The organism is Variovorax sp. GW821-FHT09D07 (genome assembly GCF_059416345.1).
The window spans coordinates 553,973-577,729 of record NZ_JBWKOY010000004.1 but is presented as its reverse complement, the minus strand read 5'-3'; the positions used below and the strand labels follow the sequence as shown (position 1 = coordinate 577,729).

Sequence of the window (23,757 nt, the reverse complement as noted above, 5' to 3'; positions counted from 1 at the left end):
CACCGTGGAACCGGCTTCGCCGGGCCACTGGTGTTGCCCCCGGTAGGGGGTTGGCGAAGCGACACGAAGTGCGCGCAGCCTGGGGGCGAGCCAATTCATGGGACGAGCTTCCACTGGCCCTTGTTCATCTGCACGATCACGACGCCGCGCTGGTCCGAGCCGTAGCGGTCGTCGGGCTTGAAGGTGTAGATGCCGTGCGTGCCCACCAGCTCCTTCGTGCCCACGATGGCATCGCGCAGCGCCGTGCGGTACTGCGGCGTGCCGGGCTCGCCCTTGGTGCGCGAGGCCGCGTCGGCCAGCAGCAGGTAGGCGTCGTAGGTGTACGACGAGAAGGCATCGGTGGGCACCGCGCCGTTCGCCTTCTGGTACGCAGCGCGAAAGCCCATCGCGACCTTCTTGATCGGGTTGCTGTCGGGCAGCTGGTCGGCCACCAGCACGGGGCCGCTGGGCACCTGCAGGCCGTCGATGGCCGTGCCGCCCACGCGCACGAAGTCGGCGTTGATGAGGCCGTGCGTGCCGTAGATCTTGCCCTTGTAGCCGCGCTCGGCCAATGCCAGGTAAGGCAGCGCGCCCGGCGTGCCGGAGTTGCCGGCGAACACCGCGTCGGGCCGCGCCGCGACGATCTTCAGGATCTGCCCGGCCACCGAGGAATCGCTGCGTGCATAGCGCTCGTTGGCCACCACCTTGATGCCGGCGGTGGCGGCGCTCTTCACGAGCGAGTCGTAGGCCAGGTCGCCCAGCGCGTCGGAGAAGCCGATGAAGGCGACCGTCTTCACGCCCGACTTCTGCATGCGCTCGACCACGCCCGCCACCATGAGCGGGAACGGCTGCGACACGGTGACGGTCCATGCGCCGTCCGCGCCCGGGATGGTCACGGGCGTGGGCGAGATGAGCGGCGTGTTGAGCTCGCGCGCCACCGAGGCGATGGCCATCGCGCCCGGCACGCCCGAGGTGCCGATGAGCACGTCGACCTTGTCTTCCGTCACCAGCTTGCGCGCGTTGCGCCCGGCGGTGGTCGGGTCCGACGCGTCGTCGAGCACGATGAGCTGCACCTTGCGCCCGCCGATCTCGGGCCGCTCGGCGATGGCCGCGCGGATGCCCTTCTCGTAGGGCACGCCCAGCGCCGCGACCGGCCCCGAGAGCGAGCTGATGAAGCCGATCTTGAGGTCTGCCGCGGCCGCACCGACGGCGGTGAAGGCGGCCAGCAGCGCGAGGCCAAGGCGGGAGATTTTCTTCATGGGAGCTTCCTCTTCGGGGGTTGGAATGGGGACGAGGGACGGATCAGTAGCGCAAGGTGCGGCGCGATTCGAGGTCGGCGTCGACCTGCGCGGGCGTGAGCCGCTCCGGCTTGCATTCGAAGCGCTCGAACAGCGCCAGCTGGTCGGCGTAGTGGCGGTCGCGCACGCCGGCCGGGCTCACGAAGCCGCTCTGCCCCGGCGCCGCGACCGAGCACATGTCGAGCGCGCCCGGGCGCATCACGACGCGGTAGTTGAGCGTGCCGCGGTTCATGTAGGGACTGACCTCGGGCTCGTCGCCCGCGCCGGCCCACGGCACGCCGATGGCGTTGATGCGCGAGAAGCGGTGCCGCACCACGGGCGTGGTCCACGCGGCCATGTCGGGCCCGAGGCGGGTGCGCAGCTCGCCCACCGCATCGGTCAGCGCGGCGCGCACCATCGTGCGCGGGTCTTGTCCATTGAAGAAGTCGTGGCGCTGCGGCACGCCCGACGCCGGGCCGCTCAGTGCGTTCCACAGCAGCTTGGCCACGGCCGCGGGCTGGGCGCTGCCCGGCGAGCCGCGCGGCGTGAGCGTGGGGTAGCCCAAGTTGGCGTAGGTCGCGAACACGGCCGGCGGCAGGTCGTCGGCCAGCAGGCGTCGCGACATCGCACCCAGCCAGGCGCGCAGCACGGTGGTGGCGCGGTTGTCGTACACCTCGCCGCCCGGGGCGACGCGGTTCTTCAGGTCCCAGTTCGCGAGCAGGTCGGCCGCGCGGCGCGCGGGGTCGCCGGCCGGCAGACCCTTGGCCGCGTCGACGATGAGGGGCACGAAGTAGCGTGCGTTCAGGTCGGCCAGTGCGGCGCCCTGGCTCACGCGCCAGACCTCGTCGGCGCCCAGCTTCGCCGCGCCCTGCAGCTGCGCATGGATCTCGGCCACGCGGTCGACGTGCGAGAAGTTCGCGCCGTCCGCGCGCAAGCCTTCGGCGATCTGGTTGTTCCAGCTCGCGAGGTAGCCCTGCGCGGGGTTGTAGGCGCGCGGGTTGGCGCTGAACGGCAGGCTGCCCTGCCACTCCATGCTGCCGTCGCCACGTGCGGGAAAGCGGATGTCCTGCGTGGCCGGGCGGCGCGGCATGCGGCCCAGGCCGACGGCGCCGATGTTGCCCGCCACGTCGGCGTAGAACCAGGTGATGGACGCCGCCACGCGCTCGCCCTGCGCAAGAAAGCCCGACCAGTCGCGCGCCCGGGCGGCACGCGCCCAGCCCAGCATGGTCTCGACCTCGCGGCCCTGCCAGGTGCTGCGCGCGGTGTAGGCGCGGGCGTTGTCCACGTCCCAGCTCTGCACGAAGCCATGCACCGTGGCGTAGATGTCCACGCTCTGCGGCGCGGCGCCCTTCACGCGGATGACGTCGGTGCGACGGGTCATCGGGCGGTAAGCGCCGTCGTACTTGTATTCGTGGCGGTTGGCCGGGTTCAGTTCTTCCTGGTAGATGTCGTTGGTGTCGAGCGAGCCCACCGTCGATCCCCAGGCGATGGTGCCGTTGGTGCCGAACAGCACCGGCAGCAGGCCGATGGGCGTGAGGCCCGTGAGGTCGTAGCCCGCGCCGTGCAGGCCGATGCCGTGCACGAACGACGGGTTGTTGAAGCCCTGTTGCGGGCCGTTGTACAGGACGGCCACGCCTTCCTTGGTGCGCGAGGGGCCGAGCACCCAGGCGTTGCTGGCGGTCGGCATGCCTTCGGTGGCGGCCAGGCCCATGCGGGCGACCTGCATGGCGCGGAAATCGGCCGCGGCCTGCGCGGAGACCGGCGCGAGCGCGGCGTCGCCGGGCTCGGCGCTTGCCAGCCGGTTCGCGTTGCCGCGCGGCACGATGGTCGGCGCGGTCGGGTCTTCGAGCCAGCGCAGCTGCTCATACAGCTGCAGGCCGGCCGCGTCGCCGCGCGCGGCCTTGAGCTGGTTGAGCAGCGAGAGGTTGGCCACTTCCGCCGTGCCCGCGAAGAAGCGGTTGAGGATCAGGCCGATCCAGACCATGGCCACGTCGTCCGCGGTCCAGGGTGCGGGCTCGAAGCCGTTGTCGATGAACTCGCGCGGCATCAACTTCGCACGGTCGGCCAGCACGTCGCGGATGCGCGCGTTGACGCCCGCGGCGTAGCCTTCGAACATGGCGCGGTCGTCCGTGTTCAGCGCATCGATCTGGCGGCGGATCGACACCGGATCGATGTTGGCGCGCGTGGCCTTGTCGGTCGCGACGAACTCGGCCCCCAGCACCTCGGCCACGCTGCCGTTGCCCGAGCGCCGCGCCATCTCCAGCTGGTAGAGCCGGTCTTCGGCGACGGCATAGCCGAAGCCGTGGAACAGGCCGCGCGTGTCGCTGGCGTAGACGTGTGGCACGCCGTAGCGGTCGCGCTTGATGGTGACTTCACCGCTGCTCGCGCCATTGCCGGGGGCGGTCGCGGCGCAGCCGGCCAGCAACGCGGCGGCGAACAGCACGGTGCCGGTCGCGCGCCGGCGACGCAGGGAACGAAGCAGCGGGTGCATGGGGTGGGCGGCGTTCATCGGATCGACGCGAGGGCGTTCAGGGCACCAGCTTCCACTGGCCCTTCTCGAGCTTCACGACGACGCGCGAACGGTCGTCCGAGCCGTAACGCTCGGTCGGCTTGAAGTTGTAGACGCTGTGCGTGCCCACCAGCTCCTTGGTGCTCACGATGGCATCGCGCAGCGCCAGGCGGAACTGCGGCGTGCCGGGCTCGGCCTTGGTGGCCAGCGCGCGCTGGGCGGCGTCCAGGTACACCAGCCATGCATCGAAGGTGTAGGCCGAGAAGGCGTCGGTCGGCGGTGCGCCGTTGGCTTTCTGGTAGGCCGCGCGGAAGTCCATCGACACCTTGCGGATCGGGTTGTCGTTGGGCAGCTGCTCGGCCACGATCACCGGGCCCGTGGGGGCCAGCAGGCCTTCGACCGAGGCACCGCCCACGCGCACGAAGTCGGGGTTGATGAGCGCGTGCATGCCGTAGATCTGGCCCTTGTAGCCGCGCTCCGAGAGGGCCAGGTAGGGCAGCGCGCCCGGCGTGCCCGAGGTGCCGGTGATCACCGCGTCGGGGCGCAGCGCCACGATCTTGAGCACCTGCCCGGTCACCGAGGCGTCGCCGCGCGCATAGCGCTCGTTCGACACGATCTTGATGCCGGCCGGCTCGGCGCTCTTTTGCAGCGCGCCGTACACCAGGTCGCCCCAGGCGTCGGAGAAACCGATGTAGCCCACCGTCTTCACGCCCGACTTCTTCATGCGCTCGACCACCGCGCTCACCATGAGCGGTGCGGGCTGCGGCAGCGTGACCATCCACGCGCCCTCCTCGCCCGGCAGGTTGGCGTTGGCGATGGAGATCAGCGGCGTCTTGGTTTCGCGCGCCACGCCGGCAATGGCCAGCGCGCCGGGCGAACCGGCCGTGCCGATGATCACGTCGACCTTGTCCTCGTCGATCATCTTGCGTGCGTTGCGCGCGGCCGTGGTCGGGTCGGAGGCATCGTCGAGCTGCACCAGCTGGATCTTGCGACCGCCCAGGTCGGCCTTGTAGGCGAGCGCGGCCTTCATGCCCTTTTCGTACGGAATGCCCAGCGACGACACCGGCCCCGACAGCGAGGTGATGAAGCCGACCTTGAGATCGGCGGCCCACGCGCTGGCGGCGCTCAGCGCGCCGAGGCCCGCGGCCACGGCCGCGAGGGTGCGAATTCGGTTCAGGACTTTCATGGCGATGCTCCAGAGGTGATGTTTTTGAATGGAACGGAACGAAACGGACGCTGAAATGAAACTAGAGGGCCAGGCTGCCGACGCTGGTGCCGCCGCAGACATACAGCACCTGGCCGGTGACGAAACTGTTCTCGGGCGCAGCGAAGAAACGCACGGCGCGTGCCACGTCGGCCGATTCGCCCAGGCGCTTGACGGGCACCGAGGCCGCGAGCGCGCGCTCCTTCTCGCTGCCGGCCTCGACCACGTCATAGAACATGTCGGTGCGGATCGGGCCCGGCGCCACCACGTTCACCGTGATGCCGTCGGCCGCGAGCTCCAGCGCCCAGGTGCGCGCCATGCCCAACATGCCGGCCTTGGTGGCCGAGTAGCTGGTGCGCGTGGCCAGGCCCAGCGCGGCGCGCGACGACAGCAGCACCACGCGGCCGAAGCGCTGCGCACGCATCGCGGGCAGTGCGCCCTGCACGAGCTGGATGGCGCAGCCCAGGTGCAGGTCGACCAATGCGTCGAGGTCGTCGAGCTTCACGTCGGGCAGCAGCGCGGCGCGGATCACGCCGGCGTTGTGGACGAGAGTGGTCGGTGCGAAGCGCTCGACGAGTTCGCGCACGGCCTGGCCGGTGGCGGCGCGGTCGGCCAGGTCGACCTCGAGGCTGTGCATCTTCGGGTGGTCGATCTCGGCCTTGCGGCGCGCGAGCGAAACCACCTCGTAGCCTTGCGCGAGCAGGTCTTCGCAGATGGCCTTGCCGATGCCGGCGCTGCCGCCGGTGACGGCCGCGACCTTGGGGGCGGCGGCGCTCATGCCGTGGCTCCCACCAGGGCCAGCACGCGCAGCGGGCTGCCGCTGCCCTTCTCGATCTTCAGCGGCGGGCAGATCAGCACCGCGCCCGACGGCGGCAGCAGGTCGAGGTTGCTCAGGCATTGCAGGCCGTAGCGGCCCGCGCCGTGCATGTAGTAGTGGCAGGGGTACGGCGGACGCAGGTGGTAGCCCTGTCCCGCGTCGGTGCCGATGGCTTCGGAGCCGAAGCCCAGCACGTCGCGCTGCTCGACCAGGAAGCGCACGGCCTCGGTGCTCGGGCCGGGCGTGTGCTGGCCGGTCTCGTCGAAGTTCTGGTAGGCCTCGGGGTCGGTGCGCTTGGACCAGTCGGTGCGCATGAGCACCCACGCGCCCTTGGGGATGCGGCCGTGCGCGGCCTCGTAGGCCTCGATGTCTTCGAGCGTCAGCAGGTAGTCGGGGTCGTCCTTCACCTGCGGCGAGCAGTCGATCACGCAGGCCGGCGCCACGAAGTGCTGCACGGGGATGGTGTCGACCGAGTTGTTCGGCAGGTCGCGGCCCGAGATCCAGTGGATCGGCGCGTCGAAGTGCGTGCCGGTGTGCTCGCCGCAGGAGAAGTTGTTCCAGTACCAGCCCGGTCCGCGCTCGTCGTACTTCGACACCTCTTCGATGCGGAAGGGCCAGCACTGGCCCATCTCGGGCGGCAGCGCGATCTGCGGAAACTCGGGCGTGAGCGTCTGCGTGAGGTCGATCACGCGGATGCGGCCGCTGGCCATGGCGGTCACGAGGCTGCCGAGGACTTCGGCGGCGGACATCAGTTCGTTGGTGGTCGTGGTCATCGTGTGATTCCTCTGCTCAGCCGCCCGCCGCGAGTTCGCGTTCGAGCACCTTCGGGTTGTCGCGCCAGCGCTCCAGCCACTCCTGCGCCACGTCGCCCGGGTACACGTCTTCCACGCCGTCGCGCAGCGCCTTCACGATGGCGTTGGCCAGCGCGGTGGGCGCCAGCTTGGGCGGCGGCGTGTGCTGGTTCCATTCGTCGTCGATGGGGCCGGGGAACACGTTGATCACGCGGATGCCGGCGGGCCGCATCTCGGCACGCAGGCACTGCGCCAGCGAATGCGCCGCGGCCTTCGAGGCGCTGAAGGTGCCGTGCGGCGGGAAGTTGCTCAGCGCATAGATCGACAGCAGGTTGACCCATGCCGTCGCGCCCGTGGCGCCGTCGGCCGAGCGGCCCTTGAGCGCGGGGCCGAACTCCTGCGCCAGGCGCAGCAGGCCGAAGTAGTTGATGTCCATTTCGGCCTTGGCCACGTCGGTGCCGCGGCGCGCGCCGATGCCGAAGGTGCGGTGCACCTCGGCGTTGTTGATCACGATGTCGACCTTGCCGCCGATGGAGCCGGCCAGCTCGGTCACCTGGCGGCCGTTGGTGAGGTCCAGCGGCACGAGCGTGACCTGCGGCAGGGCCGAGATGTCATCGAGCCCGTCGCCCATCTTCTTCCACGGCTCGGCATGGCCGACCCAGACGATGTCGGCACCGGCCTTCACCAGCGCACGCACGAGGGCCTGGCCCGTCTCGGTCTTGCCGTCGGTCACCAGCACCTTGCGGAACTTGGGGTCGCTGGTCATTTCGCGCAGCATCTTGTCGTCGGCCATGTGAGGACTCCCTTCAGTCGGAAAAGCAATGAGGACGGCCTGGCCGGCGCGGTCGAGCCGGGCGCCGACACGCACGCGCGTGGGCGCATCGCCGACCTCGCCGTGCAGATGAACCATGAGCGTGGGGCCGGCATCCAGGTGCACCAGGCCCAGCCGCCAGGGCAGCCGCTCGCGAAAGAACAGGTCGTTGCTGTGGTGCAGCGTGGTGCTGCCGAGCAGCGCGCCCTCGCCGCTCTGCTGGCGCCAGCGCAGCGCCGCCGACAGGCACTTGTGGCAGACCTCGCGCGGCGGGTACTGCACGGTGCCGCAGTCCTCGCAGGTCTGCAGCTCGAAGCGGCCTTCGGCGGCGGCGGCCGTGAGGCCGAGCGCGACACGGCCGCGCGCGCCGGGCGGCAGGTTCATCTGCCGGGTGCGCAGCACCGGGTTCTTGCGCGGGGGGCGCATCATCGGCATCGTCATGCGGGTCTCCCCAGGATGACCGCGCCTGTACAGAGGCAGCGGTCGTAGGTCACCATGCCGAAGCCGGCGACGAGGCCCAGCTGGGCGTTGGGCACGGCGCGCGCGCCGGCCTGGTCGGTCAGCTGGCGGATCGCCTCGACCATGCCGAGGAAGCCGCCCGCCGCACCGGCCTGCCCGGCCGAGAGCTGGCCGCCGCTGGTGTTGTTCGGAAAGCTGCCGTCGAAGGTCATGGTGTTGGCCTGCACGAAGGCCGAGCCCTCGCCCTTCTCGCAGAACCCCAGGTCTTCGAACTGCATCATCACGATGACGGGGTAGTCGTCGTAGGTCTGCACGAAGTCGAGCGCGGCGGGCTGCACGCCGGCCTGTGCGTAGAGGTCGTCGCGGTCCTTGCGCCAGCCGCCCTGCACCATCACCGGGTCTTCGGCGTAGGCGTTGTGGCGCTCGATGGCGCCGCGGATCACGACGTGCGCCAGGCCCAGGTCGCGCGCGCGCTCCTCGCTCATCACGAGGAAGGCGTCGGCGCCGGCGCAGGGCATCACGCAGTCGAACAGGTGGATCGGGTCGGAGATGGGCCGTGCGGCCATGTACTCGTCGAGCGTGAGGCCCTTCTTGAACATGGCGTTGGGGTTGCCCAGCGCGTTGGTGCGCTGGTCGACGCAGATACGGCCGAAGTCTTCGCGCGTGGCACCGTAGGTGCGCATGTAGTTGGCGGTGATGAACGCGAAGATCGAGTTCGGGCCGCCCGAGCCGTAGGGGTAGCTGGCGTCGCGCGCGAAGTTGCTGAAGCTGCCCAGCGTCTGGCGGAAGGAGTCGACGTGGTTGGTGTCGGCGCCCACGCAGGCGACGATGTCGGCATCGCCCGCCTGCACCGCGCGCGCCGCGCGGCGCAGGCACATCACGCCCGAAGCACCGCCGGTGGGCATGTGGTCGAGCCAGCGCGGCGACAGGCCCAGGTGCTGCGTGACGCCCACGGCCGTGTCGGGCGAGAGCGAGAAGCTGCTCAGGCACAGGCCGTCGATCTGTTCCTTGGCCACGCCGCTGGCCTGCACCAGCGCGTCGATGGCCTGGCCGACGAACCAGTGCGCGGTGCGCGTGGAGTAGCGCACGTAGGGCACGGTGACGGGCACCGCGACCGCGACGCCTTCATAAGAGAGCCGTCGCTTGGTCATGCCTGCCTCTTTTTCATGGAGCGCGTGTCGATGCAATGGCCCTGGCCCGGCAGCGACTGCGCCATCTCGCGCAGCTGGCCGCGCTGGATCTTCTGCGAGGGCGTGAGCGGCAACGCGTCGACGAAGGCCACGTAGCCGGGCGCCTTGTAGTACGCCAGCTGCGCGAGCGCGTGCTGGACGATGCTGGCCGCGACCGCCGCGCGCTGCGACGCATCGCTGCCGTCGCGCAGCACGATGCAGGCCAGCACCTCGTCGCCGCGCACCGCATCGGGCGTGGCGGCCACGGCCGAGGTCTTCACGGCCGGGTGCTGGTTGAGCACGCTCTCGACCTCGACGGCCGAGATGTTCTCGCCGCTGCGGCGGATCACGTTCTTCTTGCGGTCGACGAAGAAGAAGTTGCCGTCGGCGTCGCGGCGCACGAGGTCGCCGGTGTGGAACCAGCCGTCGGCCCAGGCCTCGCGCGTGGCCTCTTCGTCCTTCAGGTAGCCGGAGAAGAAGTAGCGGCGCGGGTCGGCGCCGGCCGAGCGCACCAGCAGTTCGCCGGGCATGTCGGTGCCCACGTCGCTGCCGTCCTCGCCCATGAGGCGGATCTCGACGAAGTCTTCCTGCCGCCCGAAGCAGCTGGTGCCCACGAGGCGCGGCTCGCGGTTGGCCATGATGCAGGCGGCCGCGCCGGTCTCGGTCATGGCCCAGGCCTCGACCAGCGGGAAGCCGAAGCGTTCCTCGAAGGGCGCGTGGTTCTTGCGGTCGACACCGGCGCCGAAGCCCCAGCGGATCGCGTGGTCGCGGTCGGCCGCCGACGCGGGGGCCGACAGCAGCATCGCGGGCATCACGCCCAGGTAGTGGACGATGGTCGCGCCGCTTTCCTTCGCGCTGGCCAGCCAGCTCTTCGGATGGAAGCGGTCGAGCTGCACGAGGCAGCCACCGGCAATGAGCACCACCATGGTCGAGAACGCCATCGCGTTCATGTGGTTGAGTGGCAGCGGCGTGATCACGCGCTCGGCGTCGGGGCGGATGCTGCACACGCCGTCGAGCGCGGCATACCACTCGCCGGCGCGCAGGAAGTACGCGTTGCTCAGGATGCAGCCCTTGGGCCGGCCCGTGGTGCCCGAGGTGTAGAGCAGGCCGCATTCGGTGTCGGTGCCCACGGGCTCGCCGGCGCGCGGCGCGGCGGTCTTCGCGGGCGGCACGGCATCGTCGGGGCCCATGGTCTCGAAGGCCACGCCGGCCTGCGCGGCGGCAGCCTGCAGGTCGGCGGCGCGCTCGGGCAGCGTGACGGCCAGGCCGATCTCGCTGTGGCCGATGAGGTAGACCAGCTCGGCCGAGCGCATCTCGGCGTTGATCGGCACCACGCTCGCGCCCAGCGCGTTCAGCGCGAGCCAGTGGAAGATGAAGGCGGGCCGGTTCTCCAGCAGCAGGCCGACGCGGTGGCCGTGGCCGTAGCCGGCCTGCGCGTAGGCGCTGCGCAGCCGCTCGATTTCTGCGGCGGCTTCGCCCCAGCGGATGGCGCCGGCGGCGATGCCGTAGGCGGCGGCGGTCACCGATTCGGTGAAGAGGAATTCAGCCCGCGGTGTGCGCGCGGCCGTGGCGGCGAACACCTGGTGGACGGTGGCGTGGGTCATCGCGTCCCTGTCAGATGAAGAGCTGCACGGCCGGAAGCGCCGCGTCGCAGTTGAGCAGGTCGACGCGCTTGAGTGTCATGCGCAGCGCGCCGTCCTGCACCGTGAGGTGGTGGAAGAAGGTGCCGACGTAGAACTGCAGTTCGTCGCCCTGCGACTCGGTGTAGTGGAATTCGGTGCGCACCACGAAGCGCTGGCCCTCGGTGTCGAAGGTCTCGACCACGGGCACCTGCAGCAGATGGTGGCAGCGGCTTTGCGGCTGCTGCGAGAACGCGCGCGGGCTCTTCAGGCGCTCGATGCGCAGCTCGCGCAGCAGCTTGTCCTCGTACAGGTGCGAGGTGTGGTTGAGGCCGTCTTCCTGCTCGGGCACGAGCGGAATCCAGTAGAACGCGTCGTCGGTGAAGAGCGCGTTCCATTCCTCGTACCGGCGGGTGTCGAGCAGGCGCGCCTCGTTGACGACGAAGTCGACGAGGTCCTGGCGGGTGATCCGGGTGATGTCGACGGCGGCCATTACATCGTCTCCGTCATGCGCTGCACCCAGCTTCGATATTGGTTGCGCATGGGCAGCTCGTTGGTGCCGCCCGTGGTGATCTCGCCGCCCTTCAACTCCGATTCGTCGTAGTCGCGGTGCAGGCTCACCCACTCGTTGCCGCTGGCGTGCAGGCCGGCCTGCATGCCGCGGTAGGCCTGCAGGTCGTCGTGGCCCACCACCGAGAACGGCGAGTTGATGAGGCGGTTGTACATGGTGGTGCGCTGCAGCAGCTCGGGCGGCGCGCCCTTGAGGCGGAAGGTCCAGCTCTCGATGAGGGTCTTGTCGGCCGAGATGGGCTTGACCACGCGGATCGCCTGGATCGCGCCCTTGATCGTGAGGTTCGGGTAGTACACGGTGTTGTGCCGCGCCATGCCCAGGATCTGCGCCGTCTTCTCTTCGCCGTAGCGCGCCTTCATGGCGTCGTCGTATTCGGGAATCGCCTTGTACTTGCTGTGGATGCTGAAGTGCACGCCCGTGAAGCTGTGGCCGTGGTCATACGTGCGGATGCCCATGTCCTCGAAGAACTTGTAGTCGGACATGAAGGGCACGAACTGCTCCACGGCCATGGGCTTGGGCTCGTCCTCGGGCTTGTCGGCCCACATGCGCTTGGCGGTGCCGGCCGACGACTCGTGCGCCACCATGGGGTGCATGGTGTCGTTGAGGTTCTCGACGAACATCTTCCAGTTGCACTGGTGCATGAAGCGCAGGCAGCCGCCGGCGATTTCGAGCTCTCCCTCGGGCGAGCGGTCGGCCATGTTGTCGATGGAACTCAGCGAGTCGCCGAAATACTCGTCGAAGTCGGGGCCCGCGTCGTTGATCTTCACGAAGATGAAGCCGCGGTGGCTGCGCACGTGCTTCACGGGGGTGAGGCCCTTGCCCGATTCGCACTCGTGCAGCTGCGTGTGCTCGTAGCCGGTCTTCAGTGGAATGGCCAGCGGCGCGCCGTCGGTCTTGAAGGTCCAGGCGTGGTACGGGCAACGAAAGAACTTGCCGGTGTTGCCGCAGGGCCCGTTCACCAGGCGCGAGCCCTTGTGGGCGCAGCGGTTCATCATGACGCGCACGCTGCCGTCGCTGTGGCGCACGACGATCAGCGGGCGGCCCGCGATCTCGTTGGTGATCCAGTCGCCCGACTTCGGCAGCTGGCTCTCGTGGCCGACGTAGTTCCAGGTGTTGGCGAAGAAGTGCTCCTGCTCCAGCTCGAAGAGCTCCTGGCTGGTGTACAGGTCGCGGTGCACGCGGTCGTTCTGCACGAGCGCGCGAACGGCATCGGGGTTGTCTCGGTACGAAGGCATGGTTCTCCTGGCTCCTTCCTGGCTGGCTTTTCTCAGAGGTCGAGCACCAGGCGCGCTCCCTTGGCGCGCGAGATGCAGATCTGCATGACGGTGCCTTCCGCCTTCTCGCGGGCGGTGAGCACGTAGTCGCGGTGGTCGATCTCGCCCTCGATCACGGGCACGGCGCACACGCCGCATTCACCGCGCTTGCAATCGAACATCGGGTCGCAGCCGTGCTCGATGAGGCAATCGAGGATGCTCTGGCCGACCGGCACGGTGAAGCGCTGGCCCGACTGGGCGAGTTCCACCTCGAAGGGCTGGTCGCCCTCCTCCACGACGGGTTCGGTGAAGAGCTCGAAGTGCACGCGGTCATGCTCCCAGCCGCGGGCCTGGGTGCGCGCGAGCACGGCGTCGAGCATGACCTTGGGGCCGCAGACGTAGAGGCGGTCGCCGGCGGGCACGGCGTCGAGCAGCGCGTCGATGTCCAGCGGCGCGCCGGCCTCGGCGTCGGCATGCACGCGCAGGTCGTCGCCCAGCAGCGCCTGCAGCTCGGGCAGGAAGGCCATCAGGTCGCGGCTGCGGCCGGCGTAGTGCATGCGAACGGCAGCGCCTTCGGCGCGGCGGCGCGCGGCCATCGACGCGAGCGGCGTCACGCCGATGCCGCCGGCCACCAGCACCGTGCCGCCGGGGCCGGTGTGCAGCGGAAAGTCGTTCTTCGGCGGCTCGATGGTGAGCACGCTGCCCTCGGCCAGACCTTCGTGCATGAAGCGCGAGCCGCCGCGGCCTTCGGCCTCCTTGCGCACGGCGATCACGTAGTCGGTGGGGGCGTTGGTGGCGTTGCGCTCGGTCGCGAAGTTGATGAGCGAGTAGTGGCGCCAGTCGGTGGTGCCGTCAGCCAGCGTCACCTGCACGCGGATGTGCGCGCCGGCGGCGAAGCCGGGCAGCGCGCGGCCGTCTTCGGCGCGCAGGCGCAGCAGGCGGATCAACGGGTTGAGGGCGCGCGCTTCGGCGACGCGAAGCTGGAGCGTGGGGGCGGTCATGGTTCGGGTCCCTTCAGGCCAAGGCGTGCTGCACCAGCGCGGCCTGCAGCTTGTGGCCGTGTTCGTCGGCGAGCGCCGCGTCGCGCAGTTCGCGCAGGGTGGCGGGCGCCAGCGCGGCACCCGCACGTTCGAACGCGCGCATCACGGTGTCGTAGTTGCGCAGGCCGCGTTCGTGCGTGTCGCTGTAGCCCTTGACCAGGCGCTGGCACTGGGCAAGCTCGACGGCGAGCGCGGGGTTGCGTGGCGCGGTGGCGGCGATGCGTTGCAGCCATTCCTCGATGCGGCGGTTTTCGTCGGCGTAGCGCATCGTCGAGCGGCGCCAGCCCTTGCAGGCCGCGACCATGCGCAGCATCAGGTAGCCGCGCAGCGAGCTGGTGTGGATCACGCGGCCGTGCTGCGTGAAGCGCTCGACGATCTTCTTGGGCACCGTGGAGTGCATGAGCCAGCGGCCGAGGCCGCCGGGCAGCGTCTCGCAGATTTCCTGCAGGCGCGGGTGCATGTACTCGTGGATGGCGAGCAGCTGGCCTGGCTGCACGCCGGCCTCGCCGTGCACGCGCTCGAAGCGGGTGGCGCGGGTCTTCAGGGCGGCGACGCGGGCCGTGTCTTCGTAGGACATCCACAGCGCCAGGTGGCGCGCGGTTTCGCGCAGCAGGCGGTGGGCGTCGTCGGGGAGCTTGGCCACAGCGGCCATGCGGTCGAGGTACAGGCCGGCGTAGGCCAGGTCCTGGTAGTCGATGAGGCGGCGCACGCCTTCGAGCAGGAAGTCGTGCGCGGGCAGCGGAAAGTCGCGCTGCACGCGTTCGACCAGCGCGCGCACGGCCGGGTGGCGCGGCTGCGGTGCGGGCGTGGCGGCCGGTGCGACCTTGGCGGGTTCGCCGTCGTCGCCGTCCTGCGCGCGATCGAATGCTGCACCGAAGGCCTTGAGGCTGGGCTTCACGCCCACGCCGCCGCGCTCGATGGTGGCTTCGAACTGCGCGCGGCCGAACGGCAGCACGCCCGAGCCCGCGAGCGTGCCGAACAGCACGGCGCTGATCACGCTGCCCGAGGCTTCGGCGGCCTGCGCCATGTCGAAGCGGATGAAGCGCTTGGCGGCGCGCGCGGTGTGGGCGAGCAGTTGCTCGCTGTCGACACGGCCGTCGCCCATGGCGCTCTTTTCGGCGATGGAGAAGACGCGGTGCGTGGAGGCAATGAGCGTGGTGCGGTCGCGCGTGACCAGCCCGCGCTGCACCGCGCGGCCGGCTTCCATGAGCTCGGAGGCGAGCACCACGTCGACGTCGCCCGGCAGCGGCATCAGCGCGAGCACGGGGCGACCGCCGTCGGACTGCGCCTGCGCGTCGGGGTACAGCTCGACGTAGTAGATGGTCGCGCCGGTGCGCTGGGCCACGCCCGGCACGGAGGTGGTCTGGGCGACGTAGCCGTTGGCCTCGCCCATGTCAACGATCCAGTCGGCGAGCACGCCGCCGCCCTCCCCGCCCATGGCGAGGATGGCAATCTTTATCGGTTGAACCTTGTTCGTCATGGCGTCAGAAGGCATAGGCGTCGCGGCGGCGCGCATCGCCGCGCTGCAGCCAGCCGATGACGGTGGTGCGCACGCGCTGGCGGAAGCGGTCCCAGGCGGTCGGGTTGCTCACGACCTGCGCCTTGTAGAACGAGGGGCAGAGCACGGCGGCGTGCGAGACGTCGCCGCAGTTGCCGCAGCCCACGCAGCTGTCGAGCACGGTGGCAACGGGGTCGACGCGCAGCGGGTCGGGGTTGGGCTTGATCGAGAGCGAGGGGCAGCCCGACAGGCGGATGCACGAGTGGTCGCCGGTGCAGGTGTCGGCGTCGACGCCGAACTTGTCGCGCACCATGCGCTTGCCGTCGGCGATGGCCTTGCGCACCAGCGGCTTCTCGCGCCGCTGCTTGTTGAGCATGCACTCCGACTGGGCGATGAGGACCTTGGGGCCCTTCTTCGTGGTGGTGAGTGCGTCTTTCAGCGCATCGCGCATGCCGGCGACGTCGTAGGTGCGGCGCATCGTCTTCACCCATTCGACGCCCACGCCGCGCACGGCGCGTTCGATCTCGTGGCCGGTGCTGCGCGTCTTGTTGACGGCGGTCGACGAGAGGATGTCCTGCCCGCCCGTGGCCGAGGTGTAGTTGTTGTCGACAATGATGGTGAGGTTGTCGCTCTTGTTGAAGACCGCGTTGGCCACGCCGCTCGTCAGGCCGTTGTGCCAGAAGCCACCGTCGCCCATCATCGAGATCGCGCGCTTGCCGGCCGGTGCGTTGAGTGCCGAAGCGCCCGCGCCGCCGAGGCCGTAGCCCATCGTCGTGTTGCCGATGTTGAACGGCGGCAGGATCGAGAACAGGTGGCAGCCGATGTCGGCGCTCACGTGGTGCGCACCGAGTTCGCGCTCGACCAGCTTCATGGCGCTGAAGATCGGGCGCTCGGGGCAGCCGGTACAGAAACCCGGCGGGCGCGAATGCACCACATCGCCGAGCGCGCTCGACGGCTGCGCGGGCTCGGGTGCATCGTCGACGCCGATGGCCGCCACTTCCTTCAGCGGGATCACCTTGCGCACCGGTACGGGCACGGGCAGCGGCGCGAGGCGTTCGTAGCGCTCGCAGAAGGCGCGCGTGCCCTTGAGCAGTTCGAGCGTCGTGTACTCGCCGGCCACAGGCAGCATGTCCTTGCCGTGCAGCGCGGTGGTGGAGCCGGCCTGGCGCAGGATGGTCGCGAGGTTCTGCTCGACGAAATTGGGCTGGCCTTCTTCCACGATGAGCACGGCGCGCTTGCCTTCGCAGAAGCGGATGACTTCGCTCTCGATGACGGGATAGGCCACGTTCATCACGTACAGCGGCACGCGGGTCTCGCCGTACACGTCGGCCAGGCCCAGGCGTTCGAGCGCACGCAGCAGCGTGTTGTAGCTGCCGCCCTGCACGATGATGCCGATGTCGTCGGCATCGGCCGAGAAGAACTCGTTGAGCTGGCGCTCCTCGATGAAGCGCACGGCGGCGGGCCAGCGGTCTTTCACCTTCTCTTGCTCATGCACGAAGCTCGCGGGCGGCAGCACGATGCGGCTGACGTCGCGCTGCGGGTTCTCCAGCGCTTCCTTCAGCGTGAACTTGGCGCGCTTGTTGTCGCCGGCGATGAAGTGGCCGTGCACGTGGCAGGCGCGGATGCGCAGCTGCAGCATCACGGGCGTGTTACTGGCCTCGGAGAGGTCGAAGCCGGTCTTCACTGCATCGACGATGCTCGGCAGGTTGGGCCGCGGATCGAGCAGCCAGATCTGCGACTTCATGGCGAACGCATGGCTGCGCTCCTGCATGATCGACGAGCCTTCGCCGTAGTCCTCGCCCACGATGATGAGTGCGCCGCCGGTGACACCGCCCGAGGCCAGGTTGGCCAGCGCATCGGACGCCACGTTGGTGCCCACGGTCGCCTTGAAGGTCACAGCGCCGCGCAGCGGATAGTTGACGGAAGCAGCCAGCGTGGCGGCAGCAGTGGCTTCGCTGGCGCTGTTCTCGAAGCGGATGCCGTGGTCGGCCAGGATGTCTTGCGCGTCGGCCAGCACGTCCATCAGGTGCGAGATGGGCGCGCCCTGGTAGCCCGCCACGTACGACACCCCCGACTCCAGCAGGGCCTTGGTGACGGCCAGAATGCCTTCGCCACGGAACACTTCTCCACCAGTAAGTCGCAGCTTCTTGACTTCTTCGACGAACGAACGCTCAGCCATGGATGTCCTTCTTCTTTCTCGTGGGAGGATGCGGCCCCGGGGTCACATCACGGTTCCTATAATGTTTAGAAATGAATGTATCCACAATCATGAATTACCCTAGCCATGCAATCCGCATGCCTGCGGCAAACAGGAGGCGCCTTCATGTCTGAACCATCCAAGGAAACGCATCGCTTCGTCGATGACTACCTGCCCGCGTTGCTCGCGCAGGCCAGCCAGCTGATCTCTTCGGAGTTCCACGAGGTGGCGCGGCAGCAGGGTTTTTCGGTGTCGGAGTGGCGCGTGATGGCGTCGCTGGCAGGCAGCGACGCGGTCAGCATCGGCCAGCTCGCACAGGTCACGGTGACCAAGCAGCCGACCGTGACGCGGCTGCTCGACCGCATGGAAGCGCGCGGCCAGGTCGAGCGCCTGCCCCATGAAAGTGATCGCCGCATCACGCTGGTGCGCATCACGCCCGCGGGGCTGAAGGCGGTCGAGCACCTGATGGAACTGGCGCGCGAGCACGAGCGCCGCGTGCTCGAACCCTTCGGCCTGCGACGCGCCGAAGAGCTCAAGCAGACGCTGCGGCAGATGATCGACCTGCATGTGCATGTGCCGGTCGAGGTGCCGGACGAAGACTGAAGCGCGGGGCCGGGCTAGGGCACGAGCACGGCTCGGCCGCGATGGCCGCGTTGCGCGATCCAGTCGAGCGCGAGGGCTGCATCGGCGAGCGCGAAGGGCTGCACGTCGAGGTGCAGTCGGCCGTCGGCCAGGCGCGCAAGCAACTCTGGAGCGGCTGCGCGGCCTGCGGCTTCGCGCCGGAACATGTTGAGCGGCAGCAGCGCCACGTCGCGCTGCAGGAAGTGCGCGATGTCCAGCTGCAGCGTCGGGCCCGCGGTGTAGCCGACCAGCACGGCGCGGCCGCCGGGGCGCACGGCAGGCAAGGCCGCCGCGAGCACGTCGCCGCCGACGGTGTCGATGAGCAGGTCGGCGCTGGCGGCTTCAGGCGGTGCGGCCTTTGGATCGACAGGCGTTGCGGTGCAGCCTGCATCGCGTGCCAGCTGCATCACCAACGAACCCACCGCGCCGCTTGCGCCCGTCACCAACACTTGCTCTCCAGGCTTCAATCGGGCGACCTCATGCAAGGCGACCCAGGCCGACGTGGTGGGCGAGAAGAACGCTGCGCCGAGCGCCATCGGCACAGCATCGGGCAACACACCAAGTGCGTCGTCAGGCGCATCGATCAGCTCGCACCACGTGCCGTCGAACAGCGTGCCCAAGCCGCTGCCACGCAACCACACGCGTTGCCCCTCGGCATATCGCTCGCTCGCGACGACAGCGCCCGCGGCTTCCACGCCCGGCGTGTACGGCAACGGCGGATGCCGCAGGAAGCGGCCCTGCCACACGGTGCGGTCGATGTGGCCGACGGTGGCGGCCTGCATGCGCACAAGGGTGCGGCCGGGTCGCGCCACGGGGTCGGCCACGTCTTCGAGCACCGGCACCGCATCGAAGCCATGGATGCGAACGGCCTTCATGGCCGTGTCGCCAGAAAGTCGAGCACCGTGCGCGCGAAGGCCTCGGGCATCTGGTCGGGCAAGGGCACCATGCCGCCGTCGATGTCGACGATGCGCGCCTGCGGCAGGTGATGCTGCAGCTCTGCCGCATGCGGTGCGGCAAACGGGTCGAGCGTGGCGCGCACGATGAGCGTCGGCTGCGCGACGCGGCCGATGCGGTCTTCCATGCGGTACGAGGCCACGGCGCGATGCCCTTCTTCGACACGGTGACCCACCTTCATCGCATCGCGCACAAAGGCCTCGAGCAGGTCGGGACGTCCCGGCGGATAGAAGGCCTGCCGCTTCTGCCACAGCGCGGCGAGGTGACTGCCATCGTCGCTGGGCGCCACTTCGTCGATGGGCGGACGCTGCGCGCGGGCGCGGCGAAACACCTCGTCGGTGTACGGCGTGGACGACAGCACGAGGCTGCGCACGCGTTCAGGAAACGCCGCGGCCAGCTCGATCGCGATCACGCCGCCGGTGTGGTGCCCCACCACGTCGGCCTGCGCGATGCCGAGCGCGTCGAGCAGCTCGCACGCCACGCGCGCCCACTGCGCAATGCTCGCGGGCACGCCGCCGTCGGCCGAATCGCCGAAGCCCGCCGTGTCCATGGCGATGACGCGGTAGCCCGCGCCGGCGATCAGCGGCAGCACCTCGCGGTACTCGGCCCAGCTGCGCGGCGACTGGTGCAGCAGCAGCACGGCCGGTGCCTGCGCATCGCCGCACATGGCGTGATGCACCTGCCCCACCGACAGGTCGGCGAAGGCGCGGCGGATCGTCATGACAGCGTCTCGTCGGCCGCCGCGCGCCACAGGCCGGCGTGCTTGAGCTCGCCGAGCGTGCGCGAGAGCACGTCGCGCCGGTAGGCGGCGGTGTCGCGGCCCGCGTAGTCGTAGAAGCCGCTGCCGCTCTTGAGCCCGAGCCGGCCCTCCTCAACCATGCGCCCGACGATGGCCGGCGCGGTGTAGCGCCCCGCGTCGAGCGAGGCCGACATCTCGCGGCTCGCGTGGTGCAGGATGTCGCAGCCGCCGAAGTCGATGAACTCGACCACGCCGAGCGCCGCGAAGCGCAGACCCAGGCCGTAGCGCGTGGCCTTGTCGATTTCTTCCGCTGTGGCAGCGCCTTCTTCTATCATGCGGGCCGCCTCGTTCATCACGAGCGCCTGCAGACGCGGCACGATGTAGCCGGGCGATGCGCCACAGACCACGGGCAGCTTGCCGATGGCCTCCATCAGTGCCTTCGTGCGTGCGAGCACGCCGGTGTCGGTGCCGGGGTGGCAGCTCAGTTCGACCACGGGAATCACGTAGGCCGGATTGAGCCAGTGCATGTTCAGGAAGCGCTCGGGCCGGCGCACCAGCGCGGCCAGCTGCGTCACGAGGATGCTGCTGGTGGTCGAGGTGAGGATCGCGTCGTCGCGGCAATGGCGGTTGAGGTGCTCGAAGGCCTCGCGCTTGGCCTCCATGGTTTCGGGCACGCCTTCGAACACGAGCTCGGCAGCGGCCAATGCGCGCGGTGCTTCTGCTGCATTCACGAAGTCCACGCGCGCGGCGATGCGCTCGACCTGCGAGGCATCGATCACGCCGAGCTGCGCAAGGCCCGAAAGGCTTGCTGCGATTTCCGCCTGCGCCTCGTCGCGCAAGCGCTGCCAGGCCTCGGGCGCGCGCGGGCGCAGGTCGATCAGCGAAATCCGGTGGCCCGCATAGGCGAACGCGATGGCGATGCCGCGCCCCATGCGGCCGGCGCCCACGGCGGCAAAGCGCGGCGGCGCGGGCTCATTCGCCATCGTGCAGCCTCTGCTTGAGCTGGGCTGCGCTCAGGCTGGCCAGGCCCAGGCTCTCGAAAGTGCGCGGACCCTGGCGCAGGTCGCGCCCGAGGAAGCCACCGACGATGGCCAGCAGGCCGTGGGCGATGGGCGCATCGACGCCCGCATGGCGCGCTGCCGAGGCCAGGAAGGCCAGGCCGAGCTCGGTGTCTTCGGTGATGTAGCGGTGCGTGTGCAGGTCGATGTTCTCGCGCCAGTCGCCCGACTTGACGAGCTGCTTGTGCGCGTCGCCGTACATCCACTGGTCGTTGTTGTAGTGGTCGGCCAGCGGATAGTGCGGCGCGCCCTGCCCGAAGGCCTCGCGCACGGCCATGCGCTCGAGGTCGAGCCGGTCGGTCACGTCGCGCACGGCGCGCTGCGTGCCTTCGTTGTGGATGTCCCAGCGCTCGAAGTGCTGCAGCGGCGCGGCGTTCATCACCATCAGCGGCGGGTGGATGACGGGGCCGGCGTTCATCAGCGCGCCAGAGAGCGCATCGCCGCAGCCGTGCACGGCCGGGTAGGCGCGGCGGATCACCTCGATGGCCTGCGCCTCCTTGCGCGCCGGATAGACGCCGGTGGGCAGGCGGATCGCGCGGATGGTGACGTTGACCTCGCGCTCGCCGTGCTTGCGCGCAAGGTAGGGCAAGGTGCCGGTCTCGGCCCAGGCCACGTCGGCGCGGTTGCCGGTGGCCTGCACCGCCTGCGCCATCACGTAGCTGCCGAAGGTGCCCGGCGGCAGGAAGACGACCTGGCCGTCGACCAGGTGCGGCGCCATGGCCAGCGCGATGTCGTGCTGGGCGATGGCGGGCGTGGGAATGACGATGAGTTCGGCGCCCTTCAGCGCGGCGCCTATGTCGGCGGTGGCAAGGGCAATGGGCACCTCGCGCGCGCCGTTCGCATCCTTCAGCGTGATCGCGCCGGCGCGCACGACCGGTTCGAGCGCCGCCGCGTCGCGGCGCCAGAGGCGCACTTCATGGCCGGTTTCAGACAGGTCCGCGGCGGCCGCATAGGCGCCGTGACCACCCCCAAGAATCGCAATTTTCATGATCGAAAGTCGAGAACAGGTGTCGATGAACCGGCAGCCGCGAACGGACCGGGGAGAAGCAATGCGCTATTACATTACTTTTCATCGATTCAGGTGTCAACCAACTTCATGGGCGCCGGACTGCTCGGAAACCCGACAACGAAAAAGCCCGCGTTCGTGAGAAGCGCGGGCTTTTTGAGAGGGAAGCAGCCCTTTTCAGGACCGCTTGCGGGGGCGATCAGCGGCTGGGCTTGAACGCGCGCTTTTGCGCGTCGCGGGGCACGAACACCTTGCCCGGGCCGCCGTGACCGGCGCCGTTGCCGCGCGGTGCGAAACCTTCGCGGGGTGCAAAGCCTTCACGGGGTGCGAAACCGCCGTCGCCGCGACCGCCGCCATGGCCGTGGCCACCGCGCGGGGCGCTGTCGCCCCAACCCGGCTTGCGACCGTAGCCGCCGCCGTTGCCGCCTTCGTCACGGCCGCCGCCGAAGCCGGCGTTCTGGCCGCCCTGGAAGCCGCGCGGGCCTTGGCCCTGGGCCGGGCCGCGCGAATTGCGGTCGTTGAAGCCGCTGGCGCCGGCATAGCCGCCACCGTTGTTGTTGCCGCGGTAGCCACCGCCGCCGCCCGCACCGCCGTTGCCGAACTTGCGATCGCGCGAGAAGTTGTCGCCGCGGCCGCCGCGGTACTCGCCCATCGGGGGACGCGATTGCGGCATGCGCTGTTGCGGCTCGAGGCCGGCCACCACTTCCGCCTTGAACTGCTGGCGGCTGTAGTGCTCGATGTCCATGATCTTGCGGCGATCGCGGAACTCGGCGAACGTGATGGCCAGGCCATCGCGGCCGGCACGGCCGGTGCGGCCGATGCGGTGGGTGTAGTCCTCGGCCTTCATCGGCAGGCCGAAGTTGAAGACGTGGGTGATGGTCGGCACGTCGATGCCGCGGGCGGCAACGTCGGTGGCCACCAGGATCTGCACCTGGCCCTGGCGCAGTGCCATCAGGCGGCGGTTGCGCAGGCCCTGGCTCAGGGCGCCGTGCAGCGCAACGGCGCTGAAGCCTTCTTGCTGCAGGTCGTTGGCGAGGCCGTCGCACTCGACTTGCGTGCTGGCGAACACGATCGCCTGGTTGATGCTGGTGTCGCGCAGCCAGTGGTCGAGCAGCTTGCGCTTGTGCTGGCTGTTGTCGGCCCAGTACAGCGACTGCTTGATGTTGGCGTGCTTTTCTTGCGGGCTGTCGATGGTGATGCGCTGCGGCTCGCGCATGACGCGCTGGGCCAGCTGCTGGATGCGCGGCGCGAAGGTGGCGCTGAACATCATGGTCTGCTGGCGCTCGATGGTGAGCTGGTTGACTTCAGCCAGGTCGTCGGCAAAGCCGAGGTCGAGCATGCGGTCGGCTTCGTCGACGACCAGGAACTTGACCTGGTCGAGCTTGAGCTGCTGCGAGCGCTGCAGGTCGAGCAGGCGGCCCGGCGTGGCGACCACGAGGTCGGCGTTCTGCAGCTTGGCGATCTGCAGCTGGTAAGGCATGCCGCCCACCACGTTGGCGACGCGCAGGCCGCGGCAATGGCGAACCAGTTCGATGGCGTCGTGTGCAACCTGCTGCGCGAGTTCGCGCGTCGGGCACAGGATCAGGGCGCCGGGGGTGGCGGCCTTGAAATGACGGGCGTTGGTCGGGTCCTTGCGCTTGGGCTTCTTGAGCGGCGCTTCGCCACGGGCAGCGGCTTCAGCGGCCAAGCGCTGGAACTCGGCCTTGGCTTCGGCTTCGGCCTCGGCCTGGCGCTTGATCAGCGTGTGCAGCACGGGCAGCAGGAAGGCGGCGGTCTTGCCCGAGCCGGTCTGGCTGGACACCATCAGGTCGACGAAACGGGCCGAACCGGCTTCGCCCATGGCGATCGGCACGACCTTTTCCTGCACGGTGGTCGGCTGGGTGAAACCCATGTCGGCCACGGCGGCGATCAGTTCGGGGGCGAGGCCCAGCTTGATGAAACCGTTGGGCGCGGCAGGCGCTTCGGCTTCGGCGGCCTCGGGGGCTGCGGCGTCCAGTGCGTCGAGGATCGGGGCCTCGGACACGGTGTCCGCGACAGCGGTGAATTCGTTATGGGTAGCGGATTGCACAGGCGCGAGTTCGCCCTGCGCTTCAAAAGCGTCGGTCATGAATATCAATCTCAAACGCGAGCGCTGCCGTAGGCGGCGCCCCGTTGGTGGTTAAAAACATCAACCATCCAACGACAT

Annotated in this window: 19 protein-coding genes; 1 reads left to right on the top strand and 18 read right to left on the bottom strand. The window is 69.5% G+C overall.

Going from position 1 to position 23,757, the window contains the following annotated elements; translation table 11 throughout:
• Nucleotides 1-95: 95 nt before the first annotated feature.
• The 13 genes from AC07OX_RS18335 to AC07OX_RS18275 form a co-directional block, all read right to left on the bottom strand.
• Complete coding sequence (locus tag AC07OX_RS18335; protein WP_159273269.1) at nucleotides 96-1,238, bottom strand: ABC transporter substrate-binding protein; 1,143 nt, start codon at nucleotides 1,236-1,238, stop codon at nucleotides 96-98.
• 43 nt (nucleotides 1,239-1,281) lie between these two features.
• On the bottom strand, nucleotides 1,282-3,747 hold the full coding sequence (locus tag AC07OX_RS18330) for a penicillin acylase family protein (protein ID WP_495260961.1): 2,466 nt from the start codon (nucleotides 3,745-3,747) through the stop codon (nucleotides 1,282-1,284).
• 37 nt (nucleotides 3,748-3,784) lie between these two features.
• Nucleotides 3,785-4,951 (bottom strand): ABC transporter substrate-binding protein, encoded by a 1,167-nt coding sequence (locus AC07OX_RS18325; protein ID WP_062474998.1) that lies wholly within the window; start codon nucleotides 4,949-4,951, stop codon nucleotides 3,785-3,787.
• Between the two features lie 61 nt (nucleotides 4,952-5,012).
• Nucleotides 5,013-5,747 carry an SDR family NAD(P)-dependent oxidoreductase gene (locus AC07OX_RS18320; RefSeq protein WP_159275709.1) on the bottom strand — a complete coding sequence of 245 codons (735 nt, stop codon included), beginning with the start codon at nucleotides 5,745-5,747 and terminating at the stop codon, nucleotides 5,013-5,015.
• On the bottom strand, nucleotides 5,744-6,559 hold the full coding sequence (locus tag AC07OX_RS18315) for a cyclase family protein (protein ID WP_056571816.1): 816 nt from the start codon (nucleotides 6,557-6,559) through the stop codon (nucleotides 5,744-5,746). Before AC07OX_RS18315 ends, AC07OX_RS18320 begins: the two co-directional genes overlap by 4 nt.
• A 16-nt stretch (nucleotides 6,560-6,575) precedes the next feature.
• A complete protein-coding gene (locus tag AC07OX_RS18310) occupies nucleotides 6,576-7,829 on the bottom strand; it encodes an SDR family NAD(P)-dependent oxidoreductase (protein ID WP_369646150.1) in 1,254 nt (417 codons plus the stop codon).
• The gene (locus tag AC07OX_RS18305) at nucleotides 7,826-8,998 is read right to left on the bottom strand and encodes a thiolase family protein (RefSeq protein ID WP_159275707.1); all 1,173 of its coding nucleotides are present in this window, start codon (nucleotides 8,996-8,998) and stop codon (nucleotides 7,826-7,828) included. The genes AC07OX_RS18310 and AC07OX_RS18305 overlap by 4 nt, the downstream gene beginning before the upstream one ends.
• Nucleotides 8,995-10,620 carry an AMP-binding protein gene (locus AC07OX_RS18300; RefSeq protein ID WP_495260962.1) on the bottom strand — a complete coding sequence of 542 codons (1,626 nt, stop codon included), beginning with the start codon at nucleotides 10,618-10,620 and terminating at the stop codon, nucleotides 8,995-8,997. Before AC07OX_RS18300 ends, AC07OX_RS18305 begins: the two co-directional genes overlap by 4 nt.
• Before the next feature lie 10 nt (nucleotides 10,621-10,630).
• Nucleotides 10,631-11,128 carry an aromatic-ring-hydroxylating dioxygenase subunit beta gene (locus tag AC07OX_RS18295; RefSeq protein WP_495260963.1) on the bottom strand — a complete coding sequence of 166 codons (498 nt, stop codon included), beginning with the start codon at nucleotides 11,126-11,128 and terminating at the stop codon, nucleotides 10,631-10,633.
• Nucleotides 11,128-12,441, bottom strand: a complete 1,314-nt coding sequence (locus tag AC07OX_RS18290) for an aromatic ring-hydroxylating dioxygenase subunit alpha (RefSeq protein ID WP_095746383.1) — start codon at nucleotides 12,439-12,441, stop codon at nucleotides 11,128-11,130. The genes AC07OX_RS18295 and AC07OX_RS18290 overlap by 1 nt, the downstream gene beginning before the upstream one ends.
• 32 nt (nucleotides 12,442-12,473) lie before the next feature.
• Complete coding sequence (locus AC07OX_RS18285) at nucleotides 12,474-13,460, bottom strand: PDR/VanB family oxidoreductase (RefSeq protein WP_495260964.1); 987 nt, start codon at nucleotides 13,458-13,460, stop codon at nucleotides 12,474-12,476.
• 13 nt (nucleotides 13,461-13,473) lie between these two features.
• The gene (locus AC07OX_RS18280; RefSeq protein WP_495260965.1) at nucleotides 13,474-14,979 is read right to left on the bottom strand and encodes an indolepyruvate oxidoreductase subunit beta family protein; all 1,506 of its coding nucleotides are present in this window, start codon (nucleotides 14,977-14,979) and stop codon (nucleotides 13,474-13,476) included.
• Nucleotides 14,980-14,983: 4 nt separating this feature from the next.
• Nucleotides 14,984-17,176, bottom strand: a complete 2,193-nt coding sequence (locus tag AC07OX_RS18275; RefSeq protein WP_495260966.1) for a thiamine pyrophosphate-dependent enzyme — start codon at nucleotides 17,174-17,176, stop codon at nucleotides 14,984-14,986.
• Between the two features lie 144 nt (nucleotides 17,177-17,320).
• Between AC07OX_RS18275 and AC07OX_RS18270 the strand changes: the two genes are divergently transcribed.
• Nucleotides 17,321-17,797, top strand: coding sequence for a MarR family winged helix-turn-helix transcriptional regulator (locus AC07OX_RS18270; RefSeq protein WP_062475035.1), 477 nt, complete (start codon nucleotides 17,321-17,323; stop codon nucleotides 17,795-17,797).
• A gap of 14 nt (nucleotides 17,798-17,811) precedes the next feature.
• On the opposite strand, the gene AC07OX_RS18265 is transcribed toward AC07OX_RS18270, so the two are convergent.
• The 5 genes from AC07OX_RS18265 to AC07OX_RS18245 all read right to left on the bottom strand — a co-directional run bounded on the left by AC07OX_RS18265 (nucleotide 17,812) and on the right by AC07OX_RS18245 (nucleotide 23,679).
• The gene (locus AC07OX_RS18265) at nucleotides 17,812-18,690 is read right to left on the bottom strand and encodes a quinone oxidoreductase family protein (RefSeq protein ID WP_495260967.1); all 879 of its coding nucleotides are present in this window, start codon (nucleotides 18,688-18,690) and stop codon (nucleotides 17,812-17,814) included.
• Nucleotides 18,687-19,490, bottom strand: coding sequence for an alpha/beta fold hydrolase (locus AC07OX_RS18260; RefSeq protein WP_495260968.1), 804 nt, complete (start codon nucleotides 19,488-19,490; stop codon nucleotides 18,687-18,689). The genes AC07OX_RS18265 and AC07OX_RS18260 overlap by 4 nt, the downstream gene beginning before the upstream one ends.
• Nucleotides 19,487-20,491, bottom strand: coding sequence for a 3-hydroxybutyryl-CoA dehydrogenase (locus AC07OX_RS18255; RefSeq protein ID WP_495260969.1), 1,005 nt, complete (start codon nucleotides 20,489-20,491; stop codon nucleotides 19,487-19,489). Before AC07OX_RS18255 ends, AC07OX_RS18260 begins: the two co-directional genes overlap by 4 nt.
• The gene (locus AC07OX_RS18250; protein ID WP_495260970.1) at nucleotides 20,481-21,554 is read right to left on the bottom strand and encodes an NAD/NADP octopine/nopaline dehydrogenase family protein; all 1,074 of its coding nucleotides are present in this window, start codon (nucleotides 21,552-21,554) and stop codon (nucleotides 20,481-20,483) included. Before AC07OX_RS18250 ends, AC07OX_RS18255 begins: the two co-directional genes overlap by 11 nt.
• Before the next feature lie 217 nt (nucleotides 21,555-21,771).
• Complete coding sequence (locus tag AC07OX_RS18245; protein ID WP_062475051.1) at nucleotides 21,772-23,679, bottom strand: DEAD/DEAH box helicase; 1,908 nt, start codon at nucleotides 23,677-23,679, stop codon at nucleotides 21,772-21,774.
• Nucleotides 23,680-23,757 lie beyond the last annotated feature (78 nt).

Bases quoted from the DNA above. Each gene is read 5' to 3' on its own strand.
- AC07OX_RS18320 (WP_159275709.1), bottom strand. From the start codon at position 5,747: ATGAGCGCCGCCGCCCCCAAGGTCGCGGCCGTCACCGGCGGCAGCGCC.
- AC07OX_RS18255 (WP_495260969.1), bottom strand. From the start codon at position 20,491: ATGGCGAATGAGCCCGCGCCGCCGCGCTTTGCCGCCGTGGGCGCCGGC.
- AC07OX_RS18250 (WP_495260970.1), bottom strand. From the start codon at position 21,554: ATGAAAATTGCGATTCTTGGGGGTGGTCACGGCGCCTATGCGGCCGCC.
- AC07OX_RS18275 (WP_495260966.1), bottom strand. From the start codon at position 17,176: ATGGCTGAGCGTTCGTTCGTCGAAGAAGTCAAGAAGCTGCGACTTACT.
- AC07OX_RS18285 (WP_495260964.1), bottom strand. From the start codon at position 13,460: ATGACCGCCCCCACGCTCCAGCTTCGCGTCGCCGAAGCGCGCGCCCTC.
- AC07OX_RS18295 (WP_495260963.1), bottom strand. From the start codon at position 11,128: ATGGCCGCCGTCGACATCACCCGGATCACCCGCCAGGACCTCGTCGAC.
- AC07OX_RS18290 (WP_095746383.1), bottom strand. From the start codon at position 12,441: ATGCCTTCGTACCGAGACAACCCCGATGCCGTTCGCGCGCTCGTGCAG.
- AC07OX_RS18245 (WP_062475051.1), bottom strand. From the start codon at position 23,679: ATGACCGACGCTTTTGAAGCGCAGGGCGAACTCGCGCCTGTGCAATCC.
- AC07OX_RS18270 (WP_062475035.1), top strand. From the start codon at position 17,321: ATGTCTGAACCATCCAAGGAAACGCATCGCTTCGTCGATGACTACCTG.
- AC07OX_RS18300 (WP_495260962.1), bottom strand. From the start codon at position 10,620: ATGACCCACGCCACCGTCCACCAGGTGTTCGCCGCCACGGCCGCGCGC.
- AC07OX_RS18260 (WP_495260968.1), bottom strand. From the start codon at position 19,490: ATGACGATCCGCCGCGCCTTCGCCGACCTGTCGGTGGGGCAGGTGCAT.
- AC07OX_RS18325 (WP_062474998.1), bottom strand. From the start codon at position 4,951: ATGAAAGTCCTGAACCGAATTCGCACCCTCGCGGCCGTGGCCGCGGGC.
- AC07OX_RS18315 (WP_056571816.1), bottom strand. From the start codon at position 6,559: ATGACCACGACCACCAACGAACTGATGTCCGCCGCCGAAGTCCTCGGC.
- AC07OX_RS18280 (WP_495260965.1), bottom strand. From the start codon at position 14,979: ATGACGAACAAGGTTCAACCGATAAAGATTGCCATCCTCGCCATGGGC.
- AC07OX_RS18265 (WP_495260967.1), bottom strand. From the start codon at position 18,690: ATGAAGGCCGTTCGCATCCATGGCTTCGATGCGGTGCCGGTGCTCGAA.
- AC07OX_RS18330 (WP_495260961.1), bottom strand. From the start codon at position 3,747: ATGCACCCGCTGCTTCGTTCCCTGCGTCGCCGGCGCGCGACCGGCACC.
- AC07OX_RS18335 (WP_159273269.1), bottom strand. From the start codon at position 1,238: ATGAAGAAAATCTCCCGCCTTGGCCTCGCGCTGCTGGCCGCCTTCACC.
- AC07OX_RS18310 (WP_369646150.1), bottom strand. From the start codon at position 7,829: ATGACGATGCCGATGATGCGCCCCCCGCGCAAGAACCCGGTGCTGCGC.
- AC07OX_RS18305 (WP_159275707.1), bottom strand. From the start codon at position 8,998: ATGACCAAGCGACGGCTCTCTTATGAAGGCGTCGCGGTCGCGGTGCCC.